Annotated in this window: 17 protein-coding genes and 2 riboswitches; of the genes, 11 read left to right on the forward strand and 6 right to left on the reverse strand. The window is 71.0% G+C overall.

What is annotated here, in order from left to right:
- The first annotated feature begins 203 nt into the window (after positions 1–203).
- The gene (locus tag ACGF8B_RS29660; protein ID WP_392744673.1) at positions 204–596 is read left to right on the forward strand and encodes a hypothetical protein; all 393 of its coding nucleotides are present in this window, start codon (positions 204–206) and stop codon (positions 594–596) included.
- A 14-nt stretch (positions 597–610) separates the two neighbouring features.
- Here the strand turns inward: ACGF8B_RS29660 and ACGF8B_RS29665 are convergent, their stop codons facing one another.
- The 4 genes from ACGF8B_RS29665 to aceA form a co-directional block, all read right to left on the reverse strand.
- Positions 611–1,099 carry a DUF4430 domain-containing protein gene (locus tag ACGF8B_RS29665; protein ID WP_392745292.1) on the reverse strand — a complete coding sequence of 163 codons (489 nt, stop codon included), beginning with the start codon at positions 1,097–1,099 and terminating at the stop codon, positions 611–613.
- Between the two features lie 165 nt (positions 1,100–1,264).
- A riboswitch (cobalamin riboswitch) is annotated at positions 1,265–1,338 on the reverse strand.
- Between the two features lie 261 nt (positions 1,339–1,599).
- A complete protein-coding gene (locus ACGF8B_RS29670) occupies positions 1,600–2,493 on the reverse strand; it encodes a 3-hydroxybutyryl-CoA dehydrogenase (protein ID WP_392744675.1) in 894 nt (297 codons plus the stop codon).
- Positions 2,490–4,088, reverse strand: coding sequence for a malate synthase A (aceB, locus tag ACGF8B_RS29675; protein WP_392744678.1), 1,599 nt, complete (start codon positions 4,086–4,088; stop codon positions 2,490–2,492). The genes ACGF8B_RS29670 and aceB overlap by 4 nt, the downstream gene beginning before the upstream one ends.
- 79 nt (positions 4,089–4,167) lie before the next feature.
- Positions 4,168–5,457 carry an isocitrate lyase gene (aceA, locus tag ACGF8B_RS29680; protein WP_392744680.1) on the reverse strand — a complete coding sequence of 430 codons (1,290 nt, stop codon included), beginning with the start codon at positions 5,455–5,457 and terminating at the stop codon, positions 4,168–4,170.
- Between the two features lie 414 nt (positions 5,458–5,871).
- On the opposite strand from aceA, the gene ACGF8B_RS29685 reads away from it, so the two are divergent.
- Positions 5,872–7,275: a short-chain fatty acyl-CoA regulator family protein gene (locus ACGF8B_RS29685; protein ID WP_392744683.1), complete on the forward strand. Its 1,404-nt coding sequence runs from the start codon at positions 5,872–5,874 to the stop codon at positions 7,273–7,275.
- Here the strand turns inward: ACGF8B_RS29685 and ACGF8B_RS29690 are convergent.
- A complete protein-coding gene (locus tag ACGF8B_RS29690) occupies positions 7,241–8,197 on the reverse strand; it encodes a cobalamin-binding protein (RefSeq protein ID WP_392744684.1) in 957 nt (318 codons plus the stop codon). The genes ACGF8B_RS29685 and ACGF8B_RS29690 overlap by 35 nt on opposite strands.
- Positions 8,198–8,243: 46 nt before the next feature.
- Positions 8,244–8,429, forward strand: a riboswitch (cobalamin riboswitch).
- 193 nt (positions 8,430–8,622) lie between these two features.
- Between ACGF8B_RS29690 and ACGF8B_RS29695 the strand changes: the two genes are divergently transcribed.
- The 6 genes from ACGF8B_RS29695 (at position 8,623) to ACGF8B_RS29720 (ending at position 14,522) form a co-directional block, all read left to right on the forward strand.
- Entirely contained in the window at positions 8,623–10,122 is a 1,500-nt protein-coding gene (locus tag ACGF8B_RS29695; protein ID WP_392744687.1) for a CoA-acylating methylmalonate-semialdehyde dehydrogenase, read from the forward strand.
- Positions 10,119–11,273, forward strand: a complete 1,155-nt coding sequence (locus ACGF8B_RS29700) for an acyl-CoA dehydrogenase family protein (protein WP_392744689.1) — start codon at positions 10,119–10,121, stop codon at positions 11,271–11,273. The genes ACGF8B_RS29695 and ACGF8B_RS29700 overlap by 4 nt, the downstream gene beginning before the upstream one ends.
- Positions 11,270–12,355, forward strand: coding sequence for an enoyl-CoA hydratase/isomerase family protein (locus ACGF8B_RS29705; RefSeq protein ID WP_392744692.1), 1,086 nt, complete (start codon positions 11,270–11,272; stop codon positions 12,353–12,355). The genes ACGF8B_RS29700 and ACGF8B_RS29705 overlap by 4 nt, the downstream gene beginning before the upstream one ends.
- The gene (mmsB, locus tag ACGF8B_RS29710) at positions 12,352–13,254 is read left to right on the forward strand and encodes a 3-hydroxyisobutyrate dehydrogenase (protein WP_392744693.1); all 903 of its coding nucleotides are present in this window, start codon (positions 12,352–12,354) and stop codon (positions 13,252–13,254) included. Before ACGF8B_RS29705 ends, mmsB begins: the two co-directional genes overlap by 4 nt.
- Positions 13,251–14,027: an enoyl-CoA hydratase gene (locus tag ACGF8B_RS29715; protein WP_392744696.1), complete on the forward strand. Its 777-nt coding sequence runs from the start codon at positions 13,251–13,253 to the stop codon at positions 14,025–14,027. Before mmsB ends, ACGF8B_RS29715 begins: the two co-directional genes overlap by 4 nt.
- A 66-nt stretch (positions 14,028–14,093) precedes the next feature.
- Positions 14,094–14,522 carry a CbtA family protein gene (locus ACGF8B_RS29720; RefSeq protein ID WP_392744698.1) on the forward strand — a complete coding sequence of 143 codons (429 nt, stop codon included), beginning with the start codon at positions 14,094–14,096 and terminating at the stop codon, positions 14,520–14,522.
- Between the two features lie 85 nt (positions 14,523–14,607).
- Here the strand turns inward: ACGF8B_RS29720 and ACGF8B_RS29725 are convergent, their stop codons facing one another.
- Positions 14,608–16,047 (reverse strand): short-chain fatty acyl-CoA regulator family protein, encoded by a 1,440-nt coding sequence (locus ACGF8B_RS29725; RefSeq protein ID WP_392744700.1) that lies wholly within the window; start codon positions 16,045–16,047, stop codon positions 14,608–14,610.
- Between the two features lie 208 nt (positions 16,048–16,255).
- Between ACGF8B_RS29725 and ACGF8B_RS29730 the strand changes: the two genes are divergently transcribed.
- From ACGF8B_RS29730 to ACGF8B_RS29740, 3 genes are all read left to right on the forward strand, one after another.
- A complete protein-coding gene (locus ACGF8B_RS29730; protein WP_392744703.1) occupies positions 16,256–17,767 on the forward strand; it encodes an MmgE/PrpD family protein in 1,512 nt (503 codons plus the stop codon).
- A complete protein-coding gene (gene prpB / locus ACGF8B_RS29735) occupies positions 17,767–18,672 on the forward strand; it encodes a methylisocitrate lyase (RefSeq protein ID WP_392744706.1) in 906 nt (301 codons plus the stop codon). The genes ACGF8B_RS29730 and prpB overlap by 1 nt, the downstream gene beginning before the upstream one ends.
- Before the next feature lie 88 nt (positions 18,673–18,760).
- Positions 18,761–19,900: a bifunctional 2-methylcitrate synthase/citrate synthase gene (locus tag ACGF8B_RS29740; RefSeq protein WP_392744708.1), complete on the forward strand. Its 1,140-nt coding sequence runs from the start codon at positions 18,761–18,763 to the stop codon at positions 19,898–19,900.
- The last annotated feature ends 17 nt before the right edge of the window (positions 19,901–19,917 follow it).

Raw genomic sequence — 19,917 nt, forward strand, 5'->3', positions numbered from 1 at the left:
GGGGACGGCGCCTCCTGGGCGGGGGGGCCCAGGAACACGGACAACACCGTGGGCGACACCATCCCAGGGGGGGGGGGTGCCTGATCGCCCGCCGCGGGGGGGGGGGGCGGCCCCCGCCCCCCACCCCGCACCATTGCACTCCGATCGAGGGGAAGGGCAAGGTGAAAGAGGAACGTTCTCCCGCAGTGTCAGAAAGGTCGGGGATGGCCAAGATTGTGCCGCGTCACTTAACCATCGACGGGGTGCAAATGGTGGCCCTCACGGAACACGAGTACGAGAGCCTCGCGGCGTCACGCAGACAGTTCGGCTCCCACGTGGTACGGCTGCGCATGACCCGTGAGGCGTTGATCTCCCTGACCCGGGCGGCAGGGGCCATGTGTGCTCTGCTTCGATCGGGCGAGGCCCCGGTCGAGGCGCTCCTCAAGGCGTCCGCAGGCGCACGGACTTCGCCGAAGGGCCTGCTCGGGGCGCTTGAGGGCGCGGTCGAGCAGGCCCAGCGGGTGATCGGGAAACAGGCCGGCATGCCCTCAGGCGCCGGACTCGGCCCCCGGGGCAAGCGCCAGAGGCCGGAGTCGGGTATGCACCTGCCCCCGTGAGCCCTCGGGCCGGGCTAGAAGGACGTCCAGGTGAACGCCACCTCGTCGCCCGCGTCGATCTTGAACTGGCAGCCGCCGACCGGGGTCGGGGTGCCGTTGACGGAGATGCTCCAGTAGGCGGAGCCACCACCGCTCGTGTTCTTGATCGTGTCCACGGAGAAGTCGTCGAACGACGCATACCACGTGCCGTCCCACGTGAAGCCCTTCTTGTGGGCGGCGTCGTCGAGGGCTGCGGTCGGGGTGGGGACCTTGGACGGGTTGGCGCCACCGTTGGTGCCGTCGCACTTGTGGGTGCCACCGGTAGTGGTGGTGACATCGTGACCCTTGGTCTTGATCTTGCCCGTGAACAGCAGCCCGCTGGGGCCCTGAACGGTCAGGTCGACGGTGACGGCCTTGTTCGTGTCCGCCGTGGGGGCAGCCTCGGCCATGGCGGGAGCACCGGCGAGCGCGAGGGCGAGAGCGGCAGTCGTGATCACGGAACGGCGGGCGGGTATCCGGCGCATGGTGCCTTCTTCCTGAGAGGGACGACGGGTCTGCGCCGGCGGTCCCTCGCCCCATGTGCGCATGCCCTGCCCGTCTCCTTGAGAAGACGGGCAGGAAACACCAACCCGGGGTGGGGGCTTCGCCCTGCAGACCATGACAGTGAGAAGCGGTACGCGTCGCACCCCGGGTACTCCGGCTCACGGAGCCCTCGGGCCCGTTCACGGTTGCAGGTCAGCGCCGGATTCCCACCGGCTTCCCCCAGTTGTGCGTGCATTCGGTTGTGTGCCCCGCCGTATGGGCCGGGGCAGAAGGCATCGTACGGTCCGGCGGTCGGGCGCCGGAAGGGAATCCGGAGAGATGAACGCCACCTTCGTTGCCAACCGGGCCGCGCATGCTCCGGGTTGCTGCGGGGCACCGGGTCGGCAGCATGGGGGCCGGGCACGAAGACACCACTCGTCACACCCTGTCCCCTTCCTCAGCTGCCGGGGCACCCTCGGAGCCCGGGCGGCGCAACGGGATCTCAGTCCCGGGCGTATGTGTGGAACCCCCGGCCGGTCTTGCGGCCGAGCAGCCCCGCCTGGACCATGCGCCGGAGCAGCGGGGGCGGGGCGTAGAGGGGTTCCTTGAACTCGTCGTAGAGGGATTCCGCGATCGCGGCGACCGTGTCCAGGCCGATGAGGTCGGCGAGCTTGAGCGGGCCCATGGGGTGGGCGCATCCCAGCACCATTCCGGTGTCGATGTCGGCGGCGCCGGCATATCCGGACTCGGCCATGCGGATCGCCGAGAGGAGATAGGGGATCAGCAGGGCGTTGACGACGAAGCCGGCCCGGCCCTGGGAGCGGATCGGGGTCTTGCCGAGGGTGTCGCGGACGAACGCCTCGACGGCATCGGTGACCGTCGGGGTGGTGTGGAGGGAGGAGACGATCTCCACGAGCGGCAGTACGGGGACGGGGTTGAAGAAGTGGAGGCCGAGCACGTGGTCAGCGCGGCGGGTGGTCATGCCGAGCCTCATGACGGGGATGGCGGAGGTGTTGGTGGCAAGGATCGCCTCCGGATCCTCGACGATCTTGTCGAGTGCCGAGAAGATCTCGATCTTGGCATCCGCGTTCTCGGTCACCGCTTCGATGACGAGCTGCCGGTCGGCGAGGTCGTCGAGGTCGCCGGTGAACAACAGGCGTGCCAGGGCGTCTTCGGCGGAAAGGCGGTCGAGCTTTCCGCGTTGGACGGCACGTTCCAGTGAAGCGGCCACGCGCTCGCGGGCCGCACGGGCGGCCGTCGCATCGGCTTCGGCGACGACGGTGTCGAGTCCGGCGCGGGCGCAGACCTCGGCCATGCCGGCGCCCATCTGCCCGCCGCCCACGATCCCCACGCGTTGTGTGGAGAGAGCCGGGGTCGGGTGCGACGGGGCGTTCACGCGGCCACCGATCCGGTGGCGAGGCGAACGAGGTGGCGGGAGTAGGTCTCCGGGGTGAAGAACGCCGGGAGCCGAACGGAGAGGGCGGTGTCCACGAAGACCTCCCGCGCGTCCAGCACGAGGGCGTGCGGGTCCTCGGCATCCAGTGCGGCGCATTCGGCGTCGAGCAGGTCGATGACCGTGCTCCGGTCCACGCGGTCGTGGCGGAGCCACTGCCAGATCTGGACGCGGGCGATCTCGGCGGTCGCGGCGTCCTCCATCAGGCCGTACAGGGCAACGGCGCCGCTGCCGCGCAGCCAGGCGTCGAAGTACCGCAAGGCCACTGCGACGTTGGAGCGGATCCCCTCCCGGGTGGGGGGCGCGGCGCTGCGGCGGACGGACAGGAGGCTGGTGGCCGTGACCTCGATGTCCTCGCGCGTCCGCTCCAGTTGGTTCGGCCGGTCGCCCAGTACTCCGTCGAACACCTCGCGGCAGACGGGAACGAGGCCGGGGTGGGCGACCCAGGAGCCGTCGAAGCCGTCCTCGGCTTCCCGTTCCTTGTCGAGTCGCACCTTCGCGAGCGCCGCGGTGTTGGCGTCCGCGTCGCGGCTCGGAACTTGGGCGGCCATACCTCCGACGGCGTGTGCGCCACGTCGGTGGCAGGTGCGGACCAGGAGTTCGGTGTACGCCCGCATGAACGGGGCGGTCATCGTGACAGCGGTCCGGTCCGGGAGCTGGAAGTCGGTGCGGTGGCCGAAGGTCTTGATGAGGCTGAACAGGTAGTCCCAGCGGCCCGCGTTGAGCCCGGCGCTGTGCTCACGCAGTTCGTGGAGGATCTCCTCCATCTCGAACGCGGCGGTGATCGTCTCGATGAGGACGGTCGCCCGGACGGTGCCGCGCGGAATCCCCAGCAGGTCCTGGGCGAACAGGAAGATGTCGTTCCACAGCCGGGCCTCGTACCGGTTCTCCAGCTTGGGGAGGTAGAAGTACGGGCCATGACCGGCGTCGATCTGCCGCTGCGCGCAGTGGAAGAAGTAGAGGCCGAAGTCGACCAGCGAGGCGGGGACGGGCCGGCCGTCGATCTCCAGGTGTTCTTCGAGGAGGTGCCAGCCGCGCGGCCGGATCATGATCGTGGCGAGGTCCGTGCCGAGGCGGTACTCCTTGCCCTCAGGGGTGGTGAAGTCGATGCGCCGTTCGATGGCGTCGAGCAGGGTCAGCTGGCCGCCGATGATGTTGCTCCAGGTGGGGGCGGTGGCGTCCTCGAAGTCGGCCATCCACACGTTGGCGCCGGAGTTGAGGGCGTTGACGGCCGTCCGGCGGTCGGGGGATCCGGTGATCTCAACGCGCCGGTCGACGAGTCCGGGCGCGGGCGGCGCGACCCGCCAGTCGGGGTCGGCGCGGACCGCGGAGGTGGCGCGGGAGAAGTCCAGGGGCGTGCCCGAGGCGAGGTTGAGGGTCCGGCGGCGGCGCTCCTTGAGGATTCCCAGGCGGCGGCCCGCGAACACGGCGTCGAGGCGGGCGATGAAGTCGAGCGCTTCCGGGGTGAGGATCTCGCCGTGGCGCTCGGCCGGTGTGCCGAGGATTCGGACACCGGGGGTCAGGGACGTGGATGACATGCGGTTCTGCTCCTCGGCGTGTGGTGGTCGGCGTCCGGGGGTAGCCCCCGGACGCCGATGGCTGTGGGGAGTGGCGTTCCTAGTGGAACTGCTCTTCCTCGGTGGAACCGGTGAGCGCGGTGGTGGAGGAGGCCGGGTTGACGGCGGTGGAGACGAGGTCGAAGTAGCCGGTGCCGACCTCGCGCTGGTGCTTGACCGCGGTGAACCCGTGTTCCTGAGCGGCGAACTCGCGCTCCTGGAGGTCGACATAGGCCGTCATGCCGTGCTCGGCGTAGCCCCGGGCGAGGTCGAACATGCCGTGGTTGAGCGAGTGGAATCCGGCGAGGGTGATGAACTGGAAGCGGTAGCCCATCGCACCGAGCTCCCGCTGGAACTTGGCGATCCGGTCGTCGTCCAGCGCTGCCTTCCAGTTGAAGGACGGCGAGCAGTTGTAGGCGAGCATCTGGCCGGGGTACCGGGCGTGAATGGCCTCGGCGAACTCGCGGGCCTGGGCCAGGTCCGGGGTGCCGGTCTCGACCCAGATGAGGTCGGCGTACGGGGCGTAGGCCAGGCCGCGGGCGATGACCGGGGCCATGCCGTTGCGGACGTGGTAGAAGCCCTCGGCGGTGCGCTCGCCCGTGCAGAACTCCGCGTCGCGCTCGTCGACGTCGCTGGTCAGCAGGGTGGCTGCGAGCGCGTCGGTGCGGGCGATGATCAGCGTCGGGGTGTCGGCGATGTCGGAGGCGAGGCGGGCCGCGTTGAGGGTGCGCACGTGCTGGGCGGTGGGGACGAGGACCTTGCCGCCGAGGTGGCCGCACTTCTTCTCGGAGGCCAGTTGGTCCTCGTAGTGGATGCCGGCGGCGCCCGCCGCGATCATCGCCTTCGTCAGCTCGAAGGCGTTGAGCGGGCCGCCGAAGCCTGCCTCGGCGTCGGCGACGATCGGCGCCAGCCAGTCCGTGGTGTCCGAGCCGCCCTCGGCGGTGGCGATCTGGTCGGCGCGCAGCAGGGCGTTGTTGATGCGGCGGACCACCTGCGGAACGGAGTTGACCGGGTACAGGCTCTGGTCGGGGTAGGTGTGGCCCGCCTGGTTGGCGTCGGCGGCGACCTGCCAGCCGGAGAGGTAGATCGCCTGGAGGCCGGCGCGCACCTGCTGGACCGCCTGGCCGCCGGTGAGCGCGCCGAGTGCGTGGATGTAGTCCTGCTCGTGGAGTTGGCGCCACAGCCGCTCGGCGCCGCGCCGGGCCAGGGTGTGCTCCTCCCGGACGCTCCCCGACAACTGGACGACGTCCTCGGCACTGTAGGTGCGCTCGATGCCCGCCCACCGCGGGTCCGTGGCCCACCGCTGCGCCAGTTGTTCGGCCGCAGCCGTCGTCGTGTTCATTTCTGTCATGACGTCACCGTCTCCATCAGTCGCTTCTGCCAACTCCCGTCCCGGGAGACGGCGAATTGGCACTGTGTGCCTTGATCGTGGGTTGCGGCCGCCGGCCCCACCTGGGGAGGAGCTGAGCAATGGTGCAGGTCGGCCCAGTCGGACTGTCGGGATCTCCGACGTCAGGGCATGAGCCGCGCCTGAACTGTCCGCCTGGGCCGCCGGGATCCGGCGGGCCGCACGACAGACTCTTGCAGCGGCACGCAGTGCCATCAATGAGGTACATGTGCCAAGTTCCGCGAATCTTCCGGGACGGATTTGCCAAGGTTGCAAAGGGTGGCGGCGGGAGAATCGCGCGTAACCTGAGGCCGGACGAGCCGGACGAGCCGGACGAGCCGGACGAGCCGGACGAGCCGGACGAGCCGGAGGAGCCAGGTGAGCAAGACGTACGCAGGAGCGCGGCTGCGCAGGTTGCGCGAGGAGCGCCGCATGACCCAGGCCGATCTGGCCAGGGTGCTGGGCATCTCACCGAGCTATCTCAACCAGATGGAGCACGATTCCCGCCCGCTCACCGTGCCCGTCCTGCTGCGCCTGACCGAGGCGTTCGGCGTTGACCCCGGGTTCTTCTCGGAACGTGACACCAGCCGGCTCGTCGCCGATCTCCGCGAGGCTCTGGCGAGTGAGGTGGCCGAAGCCCTGGTCTCTCCCTCCGACCTGGCCGAACTGGCCGCGCGGATGCCGGCCGTCGCCTCCGTGCTGCTGGACCTGGGCCGGCGGAGCCAGCTCCTGGCGGAGCGACTGGCCGACACCGAGGACGGGCGGGACGGCGGCCCGGCCGCACCGCGCTCACCGCACGAGGAGATCCGAGAGTTCTTCTACCGTCGCCAGAACTACCTCCACGACACCGACCTCGCCGCCGAAGCCCTGGCCCAGGAGATCGGTCTCCGCCCCGGAGAGGTCGTCCGGGTGCTGTCGGACCGCCTCACCGGCCAGCACGGGATCCGTCTCGCGTCCGACTCCGACCGCCTCCACCACTTCGACGCGGAGGCCCGGATCCTGCACCTGTCCGGCCGGCTGCGGCCGGGCCAGCAGGTGTTCCGGATGGCAACCCAGCTCGCACTCCTGGAACACGGAGCCGGGCTGGACCGGCTGGCCGCCGAGGACTTCCCGTCCGGCTCCCCTGCGCACCGGCTGGCCCGGATCGGCATCGCGAACTACTTCGCGGCCGCGCTGATCCTTCCGTACGGCACCTTCCACGCGGCGGCCGAGGAGTTCCGTTACGACATCGAGCGGCTCACCGACCACTTCGGCCTCGGCTACGAGACCGTCTGCCACCGCCTCAGCACCCTGCAACGCCCGAGACTGCGCGGGGTGCCCTTCTCCTTCGTACGGGTCGACCGGGCCGGGAACATGTCCAAGCGGCAGTCCGCCACCGGATTCCACTTCTCCCGCGCGGGCGGCACCTGCCCGCTCTGGAACATCTACGAAGCCTTTGCCGCGCCCGGCCGCATCCACGTCCAGGTCGCCGCCATGCCCGACGGGCAGCGGTACCTGTGGACCGCGCGCGCCGTGACCCGCCACCGCGGCGGCTGGGGCGAGCCCGGCAAGACCTTCGCGATCGGCCTCGGCTGCGAGATCCGGCACGCTTCGCGGCTCGTGTACTCCGATGGCCTCGACCTCGACAACGCGGCGGCGGCCACCCCCATCGGCATGGGCTGCAGGCTCTGCGAACGCCTCGACTGCCCTCAGCGTGCCGTCCCGCCCCTGGGACGTCCCCTGGCTGTCGACGAGAACAGCAGCACCTTCATTCCCTACCCCGTGGCCCCCGACCGGGCGTGAGTTCACGTCCGGTCAGCTGCCGGGCTTCCGCCCCGGTCACCGGATCCCCTGCCCGTACGCCGTGCAGGACGTGGGCGAGCACCTCAGCCCCGCGGACCACGCGCGGGCCCGGCCGGTTGAAGTACGCGGGACCGTCCAGTACCCATACCTCCCCGGCCCGCACGGCGGGCAACTCCTCCCAGCCCGGCAGTCCGGTGAGCAGGTCGAGCTCCGCCAGGGTCCGTTCGGGCGGGAAACCGCACGGCAGGACGAGGACCACGTCCGGGCGTGCGGCGCGTACCGACCCCCAAGTCATCGGCTCGGTGTGCTCACCGGGCTCGGCCAGCAGGGCTTCTCCACCCGCCGCGGCGATCTGCTCCGGGACCCAGTGGCCCGCAGGCCACAGCGGGTCCAGCCATTCGATGGCGACGACCCGCGGCCGGGTCCGGCCCCCGGTGAGCCGACGGACTTCGTCGAGTCGGTCGTGGAGTTCGGTGCGCCGTTGCTCGGCCCGCTCCCGCACTCCGAGCAGATCCCCGACGGTGACCAGGCAGTCCAGGACATCGCCGAGGGTCTTGGGTTCCAGGCTCAGCACCCGGGGCCCGGTCTCCATGACGCGCACCGCTCGGGAGACGCGCTCGTAGGACACCGCGCAGACGTCGCACAGGTCCTGGGTGAGCAGGACGTCCGGCGCGAGTTCGGCCAGGGCCTCCGTGTCCAGTGTGTAGAGCGAGGAGCCGGAGTGGTCGGCCCCGCCGACCGCCTCGGAGATCTCCCGGCTGCTGAGTTGGTCCGCGGCGAATTCGGTGCGGGTGACAACGGGCACGGAGGCGACCGCGGAGGGCGGCCAGTCGCATTCGTGGGTGCGTCCGACCAGGTCGGAGGCGAGTCCGAGGTCCGCCACGATGTCCGTGGCCGCCGGGAGCAGGGAGACGATGCGCATGCACCGACTGTAGACGCGCAGTCGGAGGCTCTGGACTTACTAGGACGTCCAACTATATGTTCGTGGCACAAGGTCCGCGGTGCAGGGAAGCCGGTGAGAAACCGGCACGGTCCCGCCACTGTGACCGGGGAGTGTGCTGCCATCCACACGCCACTGACGAGGGCTGTCGGGAAGGCGGGCGGCGCGCGGGGATCCGGGAGTCAGGATACCGGCCGCGGATTGTTCCGTGTTGTCCACGAGGATGGAGCAGACACGCATGGCACCGGTTTGTACCCACGACCCTGGTGATCCGGCGGATCGCGCACACACCACTTCCGCGCGCTCGTAGTTCTCACGGCTCTCCGCAGCGGTGCACCCCTCATCCGGGTGCCGTCCGCCGGTCCGCCGTGCCATCCCCGGATCCAACCTGACGAGAGCAGGCACCCATGGTCCGTGAACTCACCCATTTCATCGGCGGAAAGCACACCACCGGCATGTCCGGGCTCTTCGCCGACGTGTACGACCCGAACACCGGCACCGTCCAGGCGCGTGTGCCGCTGGCCGGCCGGGCCGACACCGAAGCCGCAATCGCCAACGCCGAGGAAGCGCAGGCGGATTGGGGCCAGTGGAACCCGCAGCGGCGTGCCCGCGTACTGCTGCGTTTCCTCCAGCTCGTCGAGGGCGAGCGCGAGAGCCTGGCCCGGCTGCTGTCCGCCGAGCACGGCAAGACCGTCGCCGACGCCCACGGCGACCTGCAACGCGGCCTGGAGGTGGTCGAGTTCGCCGCCGGAATTCCGCACCTGCTCAAGGGGGAGTTCACCGACAACGCGGGCACCGGCATCGACGTGCACTCGCTGCGCAGCCCGCTCGGCGTCGTCGCCGGCATCACCCCCTTCAACTTCCCCGCGATGATCCCGCTCTGGCAGGCCGCACCCGCTCTCGCCTGCGGGAACGCGTTCATCCTCAAGCCGTCCGAGCGCGACCCGTCCGTACCGCTGCGCCTCGCGGAGCTGTTCCTGGAGGCCGGGCTGCCGCCGGGCGTCCTCAACGTCGTCAACGGCGGCAAGGAGTCCGTCGACACCCTCCTCGAAGACCCGCGCGTCCAGGCGCTGGGCTTCGTCGGTTCGACACCGATCGCCGCGCACATCTACGCGACCGCCGCCGCGCACGGCAAGCGCGCCCAGTGTTTCGGCGGCGCCAAGAACCACATGATCGTGATGCCGGACGCGGACATCGACCAGGCCGTCGACGCACTCATCGGCGCCGGCTACGGCTCGGCGGGCGAGCGCTGCATGGCCATCGCCGTCGCCGTACCCGTGGGGGAGGAGACGGCCGACCGTCTGGTCGCCGCCCTCACGGAGCGCATCGCAACGCTGAAGATCGGCCGCTCCGACGACCCCGAGGCCGACTTCGGACCCCTGATCAGCCGGGACGCGCTCGACCGGGTCCGTCGGTACGTCGACATCGGCGCGAGCGAGCGAGCCGAACTCGTCGTCGACGGACGCGGATTCACCCTCGAAGGCCACGAGAACGGGTTCTTCGCCGGAGCCTCCCTCTTCGACCGCGTCTCCCCGCAGATGCGCATCTACCGCGAGGAGATCTTCGGCCCGGTCCTGTCCGTCGTCCGCGCCGCCGACTTCGAAGAGGCACTGCGTCTGCCGAGCGAGCACCCGTACGGGAACGGTGTGGCGATCTTCACCCGGGACGGGGACACCGCCCGCGAATTCACCCGCCGGGTGGGCGCCGGCATGGTCGGCATCAACGTCCCCATCCCGGTGCCCGTCGCCTACCACACCTTCGGCGGCTGGAAGCGGTCCGGCTTCGGCGACCTGAACCAGCACGGTCCCGACTCGATCCGCTTCTACACCCGTACGAAGACCGTCACCTCGCGCTGGCCCTCCGGGGTCAAGGAAGGCGCGAGCTTCACCATCCCGACGATGGGGTGAGCGTCGTGACCATCACCCTCACCGAGGACCAGCTCGCCCTGGCCGAGGTAACCCTCGACTTCGCTCAGGAGCAGCTGGCTCCCCACGCGGTCGTCTGGGACCAGACCAAACACTTCCCCGTCGACGTGATCCGCCGGGCGGCCTCGCTGGGCCTCGGCGGGGTCTACGTCCGCGAGGAGCACGGCGGTTCCGGCCTGTCCCGCAGCGACGGCGTCCTCGTCTTCGAGACCCTCGCCACCGGCTGCCCCTCCATCGCCGCATACCTGTCCATCCACAACATGGTCGCCTGGATGATCGACCGCTACGGCGACGACGCCCAGCGCGAACGCCAGCTCCCCGGCCTGTGCTCGGCCACCGTCCTGGGCAGCTACTGCCTCACCGAGCCGGGAGCCGGATCCGACGCGGCCGCCCTCCGCACCCGCGCGGAGCGGCAGGGCGACCACTACGTGTTGACCGGTGTCAAGCAGTTCATCTCCGGCGCCGGAGCCGCGGGCGTCTACGTGGTCATGGCCAGGACGGGTGAGCCCGGACCGGCCGGAATCTCCGCGTTCGTGGTGGAACGCGAAGACCCCGGGGTATCCTTCGGTCCGAACGAACAGAAGATGGGCTGGAACGCCCAGCCGACCCGCCAGGTGATCCTCGACGGCGTCCGCGTTCCCGCCGACCGACGTCTCGGCGCCGAGGGCGACGGGTTCCGGATCGCCATGAACGGCCTCAACGGCGGCCGGCTCGGCATCGCCGCCTGCTCCCTCGGAGGGGCGCAGAGCGCCCTCGACCGCAGCCTGTCGTACCTCGCCACGCGTGAGGCCTTCGGCACCCGGCTGCTGGACGCCCAGGCGCTCCAGTTCCGGCTCGCCGACATGGCCACCGAGATGGCCGCCGCCCGGGCACTGGTCCGGCAGGCCGCCGAGGCTCTCGACACGGGCGATCCGCTGGCCCCGCGCCTGTGCGCGATGGCCAAGCGGTTCGCCACCGACACCGGATACGCCGTGGCCGACGCCGCCCTTCAACTGCACGGCGGCTACGGCTACCTCAGCGAGTACGGCATCGAGAAGATCGTCCGCGACCTGCGGGTCCACCAGATCCTGGAAGGCACCAACGAGGTCATGCGCGTCATCGTCGCGCGCGGACTCACGGAGAACCTGCGATGACCAACGACGCCCGGACCGGCCCCGACCACGTCCTCCTGCGTACCGAGGGCCGCGCCGCATACATGACCCTCAACCGCCCCGAGGCGCTCAATGCCCTCAGCCACCCCATGGTGCTCCGCATCGAAGAGGCCCTCACGACCTGGGCCGACGACCCCTCGGTCGAGCTGGTCGTCATCGAGGGCGCCGGCGAACGCGGCCTGTGCGCGGGTGGCGACATCCGCGTGATCCACGAGGACGCCCGCACCGGCGGCACCGCCTCGGCGGACTTCTGGCGCGACGAGTACCGGCTGAATGCCTTGATCGCCCGCTATCCCAAGCCGTATGTCGCCCTCATGGACGGCATCGTGATGGGCGGCGGGGTCGGCGTCTCGGCCCACGGCAGCGTCCGCATCGTCACCGAGCGCTCACGCGTGGCCATGCCCGAAACCGGGATCGGTTTCGTCCCCGACGTCGGCGGGACGTACCTGCTCGCCCTGGCCCCCGGCGAACTCGGCACCCACCTGGCGCTGACCGGTGTGCCTGCCGGCGCCGCCGACGCGCTGCTGAGCGGGCTCGCCGACCACTTCGTACCGGCGTCGGCGCTGCCCGCGCTGGCCCGGGAGCTGGCCGTGGACTCCGTACACGCCGTCCTGGAGCGGCACGTGGCAGAGCCTCCCGCCGGGGAACTCCCTGCCGCCCGGGAGTGGATCGACCACTGCTACGCCGCCGACACCGCCGAGGAAATCGTCGCGCGGCTCCTCGCCTCGGGCGTGCCCGCGGCGCAGGACGCGGCGGACACTCTGCTGTCCAAGTCCCCGACCGCGGTGAAGGTCACCCTGGCGGCGCTGCGTCGGGCCCGCCACCTCGGACCGCTGGAACGCGTACTGGAACAGGAGTACCGCGTCTCGTGCGTGGCCCTGTCCTCACCCGACCTGGTCGAGGGCATCCGCGCCCAGGTCATCGACAAGGACCGCACCCCGCACTGGTCCCCGGCCACGCTGGAGGCCGTCACCCCGGCGGGAGTGGACCGGTACTTCGCCCCGCTCGACGCGAACGAGCTCCGGCTCGTCGCGGCCGCTTCGTCCCAGGAGGTCGTCTGGTGAGCAGCACCGTCGCATTCATCGGGCTCGGCCACATGGGCGGCCCGATGGCAGCCAACCTCGTGAAGGCCGGACACCGCGTCCTCGGCTTCGACCTCGTCCCCGACCTGCTGGCCGGCGCGGCAGCGGCCGGAGTCGAGCCCGCGGCTTCCGCTGCCGAGGCCGCCGCGGAAGCCGACGTGGTCATCACCATGTTGCCCGCCGGCCGCCACGTCCTCGCCCTCTACGCCGAGCAGGGGTTCCTGACCGCGTCCCGGCCGGGGACCCTGTTCATCGACTGCTCCACCATCGACGTGGCTGACGCCCGTTCCGCCCATGAGGCCGTCGTCGCGGCTGGTCACCGCGCCCTCGACGCACCGGTGTCCGGCGGCGTGGTCGGCGCCGAGGCGGCCACGCTCACTTTCATGGCGGGAGGGGGAGAGACGGAGTTCGCCGCCGCCGAGCCGCTGCTCGGCGCGATGGGCAAGAAGGCCGTGCACTGCGGCGGACCCGGCGCCGGGCAGGCCGCGAAGATCTGCAACAACATGATCCTCGCGATCTCGATGATCGGCGTCAGCGAGGCATTCGTCCTCGCCGAGAGCCTCGGCCTCGACCACCAAGCCCTCTACGACGTCGCCTCCACCGCCTCCGGCCAGTGCTGGGCCCTCACTGTCAACTGTCCCGTCCCCGGACCGGTCCCGACCAGCCCGGCCAACCGCGGCTACCGCCCCGGATTCGCCGCCCCGCTCATGGCCAAGGACCTCGGCCTCGCCGCGAACGCCCTGCGGGCCGGCGGGGTGGAGGCGCCGCTCGGCCTCATGGCCGCCGAGATGTACACCGCCTTCGCCGCCGCCGACGGCGCGGACCTCGACTTCTCCGCGATCGTCCGCACCCTCCGAACTCAGAACGGACCCCCCGCATGACCGCCCACGAGACCATCCTGCTGGAACGCAAGGGCCGCGTCGCCATCCTCACCCTCAACCGGCCCCAGGCGCTCAACGCCCTCAACCTTCAGGTGATGAAGGAGGTCGTGGCCGCCACGGAGGAACTGGACCGGGACCCGGACGTCGGCTGCATCGTCCTCACCGGCTCCGCCAAGGCCTTTGCCACGGGTGCCGACATCAAGGAGATGCGCCCGCAGAGCTACATGGACATGTACCTCACCGACTGGTTCACGGCGTGGGACCGGCTCGGCGAGGTACGCACGCCCACCCTCGCCGCGGTATCTGGCTTCGCCCTGGGCGGTGGGTGTGAACTGGCCATGCTCTGCGACATCCTTCTTGCCGCAGACACCGCGAAGTTCGGCCAGCCCGAGATCAAGCTGGGCGTCATCCCCGGCATCGGCGGCTCCCAGCGCCTCACACGGGCGGTCGGCAAGGCCAAGGCCATGGAGCTGTGCCTGACCGGCCGCACCATGGACGCCGCCGAGGCCGAACGGTCCGGACTGGTCTCTCGCATCGTCCCCGCCGGCGAACTGCTCGCCGAGGCCCTCGCTGTGGCCACGACCGTCGCCGAGATGTCCAAGCCGGTCGCGATGATGGCCAAGGAAGCCGTGAACCGAGCCTTCGAGACCACCCTCGCCGAGGGCGTCCGCTTCGAACGCCGCCTGTTCCACGCCGTGTTCGCCACAGCCGACCAGAAGGAGGGCATGTCCGCCTTCGTGGACAAGCGCACGCCGCACTTCACCCACGGCTGACCGCACTCGCGTCCGGGGGCGGCAGATCCCAGCCCCAGCCCCCGGACCCGGGTACGGGTCTGAACGGTGCTCGTCAGCGCGGCGGTCCACCGTGGTGCGGGTCCCGGCAACCCGGACACGATCGGGCAGCGCACCACGCTGTTCTTCCTGATGCTCCTTCTGAGCGTGCCGCTCGGTGCCGGGGCGATCATCCTCGGGCGACGGCCGGCACCGCGCCTGGGCAACTGGAACGCCACGCTGACCGCCGGGGCGGGCTTCGCCGTCGCCACGGGTCTGGCCTTCCTGTTCCTTCCGGACAACACCGACGCCGTCGAGCCCGAGTTCCCCGCCGCCCTGCTGTGGGAGTTCCGGGTCGCGTCCATCTCCGTCCAGCTCGTGCTGTGGACCGTGTTCGCCGTCGTCTTCGGCGTCCTCGCCCAGCGGCCTCTGGCCCACCGCACCGATCCCGCAGGTGCGGAGACGGCCGAGCCCCAGTCGGCGTCGACCCTCGGCTGATCCGCGCACCGCACCACCTGCAGAGCCCTGCCACCCCGGACATCCGGAGCGACAGGGCTCGGTCCGTTGCCCAGCCCAAGCCCTTTCAGTCCTGTCGACCGCCGTCGTCGACCGGGTAGGGGACTTGGCTGCTGCGGTCCGGCTCGACCGCCAGGCGGCCGCCGATGGTGGGACGGGCGCGCTGCGCGCAGTCGCGGCGCTCGCACATCCGGCAGCCCAGTCCGATGGGGGTGGCGCCGGCAGGGTCGTCGAGGGCCGTGCCGCGCGAGTAGACCAGGCGCGGGGCGTGGCGCAGTTCGCAGCCGAGGGCGACGGCGAACTCGGCCCGGGGTGCCTGGTGGCCGAATCCGCCTCGGGTGACGGTACGGGCGATCCAGAAGTACCTCTTCCCGTCGGGCATCTCGGCGACCTGGTGCAGGATCCGCCCGGGTGCGGAGAACGCCTCGTACACGGTCCACAGCGGGCAGGTGCCGCCGAGCCGGGAGAAGTGGAAGTCGGTGGCGGACTGGCGCTTGGAGATGTTCCCGGCCCGGTCGACGCGCAGGAACGAGAACGGGATGCCGCGCCGCCCGACGCGCTGGAGGGTGCTGAGCCGGTGGCAGACGGTCTCGAAGCCGACGCCGAACCGGGCCGACAGCAGTTCGATGTCGTATCCCACGCGCTCGGCGGCTTCGTGGAAGGCGGTGTACGGCATGAGCAGCGCGCCCGCGAAGTAGTTCGCCAGCCCGATCCGGGCCAGTCCTACGGACTCGCGGGAGGTGAGCTCCGGCCCCCGCGCGGCGAGGGCGTCCAGCAGCGGCCGGTGTTCCAGCAGCGCGAGCTGGGTGGCGAGCTGGAAGGCACGCCGTCCCTCGGTGAGCCAGGGCGACAGGAACAGCAGACGCTCCTGGCGCGCGAAGCGCCGGGTGTCTCCCGCAGGGAACGGGGCGGCCTGGACGACGGTGACGCCATGGAGCTTTCCGAGGCGTTCCCGCAGCGCGTCCGAGATGCGTCCGGGCAGCAGGTCGAGCTCCGAGGTCAGATCCTCGGCGGCAGTGTCGAGGGGCTCGAAGTGGTTGTGGTGGGCGTAGAAGAAGTCCCTGACCTCGTCGTGCGGTTCCCCGGCCGACAGGGCCGCGCCGTCGCCGCCGGGAGCCAGGGCGGCGGCGCGTTCGACCGTGTCGCGGTAGCGCCGGTGCAGAGCCACCAGGGCCCGCGCGATCTCCGGATGCGCCCGCGCTGCCTCGGTGATCTCCGACGTGTCGGGCAGGGCCGTGCCGCACGCCTCGTCGGCCAGAGCACCCCGCAGGTCCACCGCGAGACGGTCGTCGTCGGTGTCGGAGAAGAACTCGGCGTCCACGCCGAACACCTCGGCGATCCGTAGCAGCACCGCGGCCGTGAGGGGACGCTGACCTTGTTCGAGCTGGTTGGCGTAGCTCGCCGAGATGTGCAGGGCGCGGGCCATCTCCACCTGGTTCATGCCGTGCTCGCGGCGCAGCCGGCGCAGTTTCCCCTGCGCGTAGACCTTCGGCAGTTCCCGCGGCACGACGACCCCTTCCTCAGCCCCGGGCCCCGGCACAGCCAGGAGCGGCATTCGTGAATCTAGCATCCGCAGGATTCGCAAACCTTCGCAGATTCGCAGGTCAGGCCTGTACGAGATCCGCAGTTTCGCTCTGTCGCGACGGGGCCCACTGGCGGGCAGTCTCTTGTTCGTGGGGCGAACCGGCCTCACGTACCGGCTTGTGAGGAGTCCCGTGATCGAGCACCGCGTCCGCGTCCACCCCAGCTCCGACCGGCTGCCCCGGCGGGAGCAGTTGGCCTGGCAACTCGCCCTGACCGCGACCTCGGGCGCGCCGCAGGATCCCCGGGCTGCGGCGATGGCCGTGAACCGGGTCGTCGACAACGCCGCCGTGGCCGTCGCCTCCCTCACCCGCCGCCCGGCCGCCGTGGCCCGGGCGCAGGCCACCGCCCACGCAGAGCCCGCCGGCCGCGGCGCGTCGGTCTTCGGCAGCGGCGCACGGGTCTCACCGGAATGGGCGGCCTGGGCAAACGCCACGGCCGTACGAGAACTGGACTTCCACGACACCTACCTGGCCGCCGACTACTCCCACCCCGGCGACAACATCCCGCCGCTCCTGTCCGTCGCACAGCACACCGGCCGCAGCGGAGCCGACCTCCTGCGCGGGATCATCGCCGCGTACGAGGTCCACGTGGCCCTGGTGAAGGGCATCTGCCTGCACGAGCACCGCATCGACCACGTCGCCCACCTGAGCGCGGCCACCGCCTGTGGGCTGGGAGCGCTGCTGGAGCTGCCGACGGAAACGGTGTACCAGGCGGTGCAGCAGGCCGTGCACACCACGACCGCCACCCGCCAGTCCCGCAAGGGGGAGATCTCCAGCTGGAAGGCGTACGCGCCCGCCTTCGCCGGGAAGGCCGCGATCGAGGCAGTGGACCGGGCGATGCGCGGCGAGGGCTCACCCTCCCCGATCTACGAAGGTGAGGACGGCTTCCTGGCACGGATGCTGAACGGGCCGGACTCCGACTACGCGGTCCTGCTGCCCGAGCCGGGCGAGCCCCGCCGGGCCATCCTCGACACGTACACGAAGGAGCACTCGGCCGAGTACCAGGCCCAAGCCGTCATCGACCTGGCCCGTCGGCTGCGCGACAAGACCGGCCCGCTGGAGCGGGTCCGCTCGGTGGTCCTGCACACCAGTCACCACACCCACCAGGTGATCGGCTCGGGTGCGAACGATCCCCAGAAGTACGACCCGTCCGCCAGCCGCGAGACCCTCGACCACTCCATCCCGTACATTCTCGCCGTCGCCCTGGAGGACGGGACCTGGCACCACGAACGCTCATACGCCCCCGAGCGCGCCGCCCGCACCTCCACCGTCGCGCTGTGGCGGAAGATCACCACGGTCGAGGACCCGCGGTGGACGCGCCGCTACCACGACCCGGACCCGCTGCGCCGTGCCTTCGGCGGCCGGATCGTCATCACCTTCGAGGACGGCTCGGTGGTCGAGGACGAGCTGGCGGTGGCCGACGCCCACCCGGCCGGCGCCCGACCCTTCGACCGGGCCGCCTACGAGCGCAAGTTCCGTGCCCTGGCCGAGGGCATCGTCACCCCGGACGGCCAGGACCGGTTCCTGTCCACGGCGGAGCGGCTGGCCGAGCTGTCCGCCGACGAGCTCACCGGACTCTTCCCCACCGTCGACACCGAAGCCGTCGCCCGGCACGACGCCGGCCTCCCGAAGGGCCTGTTCTGATGCTCCACACCCGCACCACGCCCTCCGAGCGCCGCCGTGCCCTGCGCGCCCGCCTCGCCGAGGGCCGAATCCTCGCCATGCCGGGGGCGATCAACCCCTACTCCGCCCGGCTGATCCAGGAGGCCGGTTTCGAGGCCGCCTACCTCTCCGGCGCGGTTCTCGCCGCAGACCTGGGGCTGCCGGACATCGGGCTGACCACCTCCACCGAGACCGCCGCCCGCGCCGCCCAGACGACCAGGGTCACCGACCTGCCGGTGCTCATCGACGCCGACACCGGCTTCGGCGAGCCGATGAACGCCGCTCGCACCCTCCAGCTCATGGAGGACGCCGGCCTCGCCGGCCTCCATCTGGAGGACCAGGTCAACCCCAAGCGCTGCGGCCACCTCGACGGCAAGAGCGTCGTACCGGCCCAGGACATGGTGCGCCGGCTCCGGGCCGCCGTCGACGCCCGCCGCGACCCCGACTTCCTCCTCATGGCCCGCACCGACGCCCGCGCCGTGGAAGGCCTGGAAGCGGCGATCGAGCGGGCCAAGGCGTACGTGGACGCGGGTGCCGATGCGATCTTCCCCGAAGCCCTCGCGAACGAAGCCGAGTTCGAGGCCTTCCGCAAGGCCGTCGACGTCCCGCTCCTGGCCAACATGACCGAGTTCGGCAAGGGCCCCCTCCTCGGAGCCGCCGCTCTGGAGGACCTCGGCTACGACATCGTCCTCTACCCGGTCACCCTCTTCCGCTACGCCATGGGTGCCGTGGAGGACGGACTGCGCCGGATCGCGGCAGAGGGCACCCAGGCAGGCCTGCTGGAGGGCATGCAGACCCGATCGCGCCTCTACGAGGTCCTCGACTACGAGAGCTACGGCTCCTTCGACGCGGCCGTCTTCGACTTCACCCTCCCGCCCAGCGCCTGAACCCGACATCCGCAGACCCGACGGCCGCGCCGGGCTCCATCAGCCCCGGCACAGCCCCGCTGCCCCTTTCAGCCCCCGGAGGCTCCCCGTGACCAGCACCGCCCCGGAGATCCACCGCGGCCTCGCCGGCGTGGTCGCCGACACCACCGCCATTTCCACCGTGGTCGCCGACACCAACTCACTCACCTACCGCGGTTACCCCGTCCATGACCTCGCCGCCCGCTGCTCCTTCGAGGAGGTCGCCCACCTGCTGTGGCACGGTGAGCTGCCCGACGCCGGACAGCTTCGCGAGTTCACCGCCCGGGAACGCGCCCTGCGCCCACTGGACCGCACCACCACCGAACTCCTGGCCAGACTGCCGCACACCTGCCACCCGATGGACGTGCTGCGTACCGCCGTCAGCTTCCTCGGCGCCGAGGACCCCGCGGAGGACGACGGCAGTCCGGCCGCCAACCTCACCAAGTCCCTGACCCTGCTCGCCCGGCTGCCCGTCGTGGTGGCCGCCGACCACAGGCGCCGCCACGGCCTGGAGCCCATCCGGCCCGACGGGGACCTCGGGTACACCGAGAACTTCTTCCACATGTGCTTCGGCGAGGTCCCCGACCCGGCAGTGGTCCGTTGCTTCGAGATCTCCCTGATCCTCTACGCCGAGCACAGCTTCAACGCCTCCACCTTCACCGCCCGTGTCGTCACCTCTACCCTCTCCGACCTGCACAGCGCGGTCACAGCTGCGATCGGCGCCCTCAAGGGCCCCCTGCACGGCGGCGCCAACGAGGCCGTGATGCACATGCTGGAAGAGATCGGCGACCCTGAGGGGGCGGAGGGCTGGCTGGACGACGCCCTCGCCGCCAAGCGCAGGATCATGGGCTTCGGGCACCGCGTCTACAAGCACGGCGACTCCCGCGTCCCCATCATGCAGAAGGCCCTGGCGGACCTCATCGCCCGCTCGAGCGACCCGGAGACCACCCGCCTGGCCACCCTCCACGCCGCCCTGCGGCACGCCATGAGCAGCCGCAAGGGCATCCACCCCAACCTGGACTACCCGGCCGGCCTCGCCTATCACCTCATGGGCTTCGACATCCCCGCGTTCACCCCCATCTTCGTGATGAGCCGCATCACCGGCTGGACCGCCCACATCACCGAACAGCTCGCCCACAACTCCCTCATCCGGCCCCTGGCCTCCTACGACGGCCCCGGCCAGCGCGAGGTGCCGCTCCGAGCATCCTGAGCCCGGTTCGTCGGCCG

Source organism: Streptomyces sp. NPDC047917 (genome assembly GCF_043204345.1).
GTDB classification, from domain to species: domain Bacteria; phylum Actinomycetota; class Actinomycetes; order Streptomycetales; family Streptomycetaceae; genus Streptomyces; species Streptomyces sanglieri.

Coding starts and splice junctions, on each gene's coding strand:
- ACGF8B_RS29715 (WP_392744696.1), top strand. CDS start 13,251: ATGACCGCCCACGAGACCATCCTGCTGGAACGCAAGGGCCGCGTCGCC.
- aceB (WP_392744678.1), bottom strand. CDS start 4,088: ATGTCATCCACGTCCCTGACCCCCGGTGTCCGAATCCTCGGCACACCG.
- ACGF8B_RS29665 (WP_392745292.1), bottom strand. CDS start 1,099: ATGCGCCGGATACCCGCCCGCCGTTCCGTGATCACGACTGCCGCTCTC.
- prpB (WP_392744706.1), top strand. CDS start 17,767: ATGCTCCACACCCGCACCACGCCCTCCGAGCGCCGCCGTGCCCTGCGC.
- ACGF8B_RS29705 (WP_392744692.1), top strand. CDS start 11,270: ATGACCAACGACGCCCGGACCGGCCCCGACCACGTCCTCCTGCGTACC.
- ACGF8B_RS29695 (WP_392744687.1), top strand. CDS start 8,623: ATGGTCCGTGAACTCACCCATTTCATCGGCGGAAAGCACACCACCGGC.
- ACGF8B_RS29660 (WP_392744673.1), top strand. CDS start 204: ATGGCCAAGATTGTGCCGCGTCACTTAACCATCGACGGGGTGCAAATG.
- aceA (WP_392744680.1), bottom strand. CDS start 5,457: ATGACAGAAATGAACACGACGACGGCTGCGGCCGAACAACTGGCGCAG.
- ACGF8B_RS29690 (WP_392744684.1), bottom strand. CDS start 8,197: ATGCGCATCGTCTCCCTGCTCCCGGCGGCCACGGACATCGTGGCGGAC.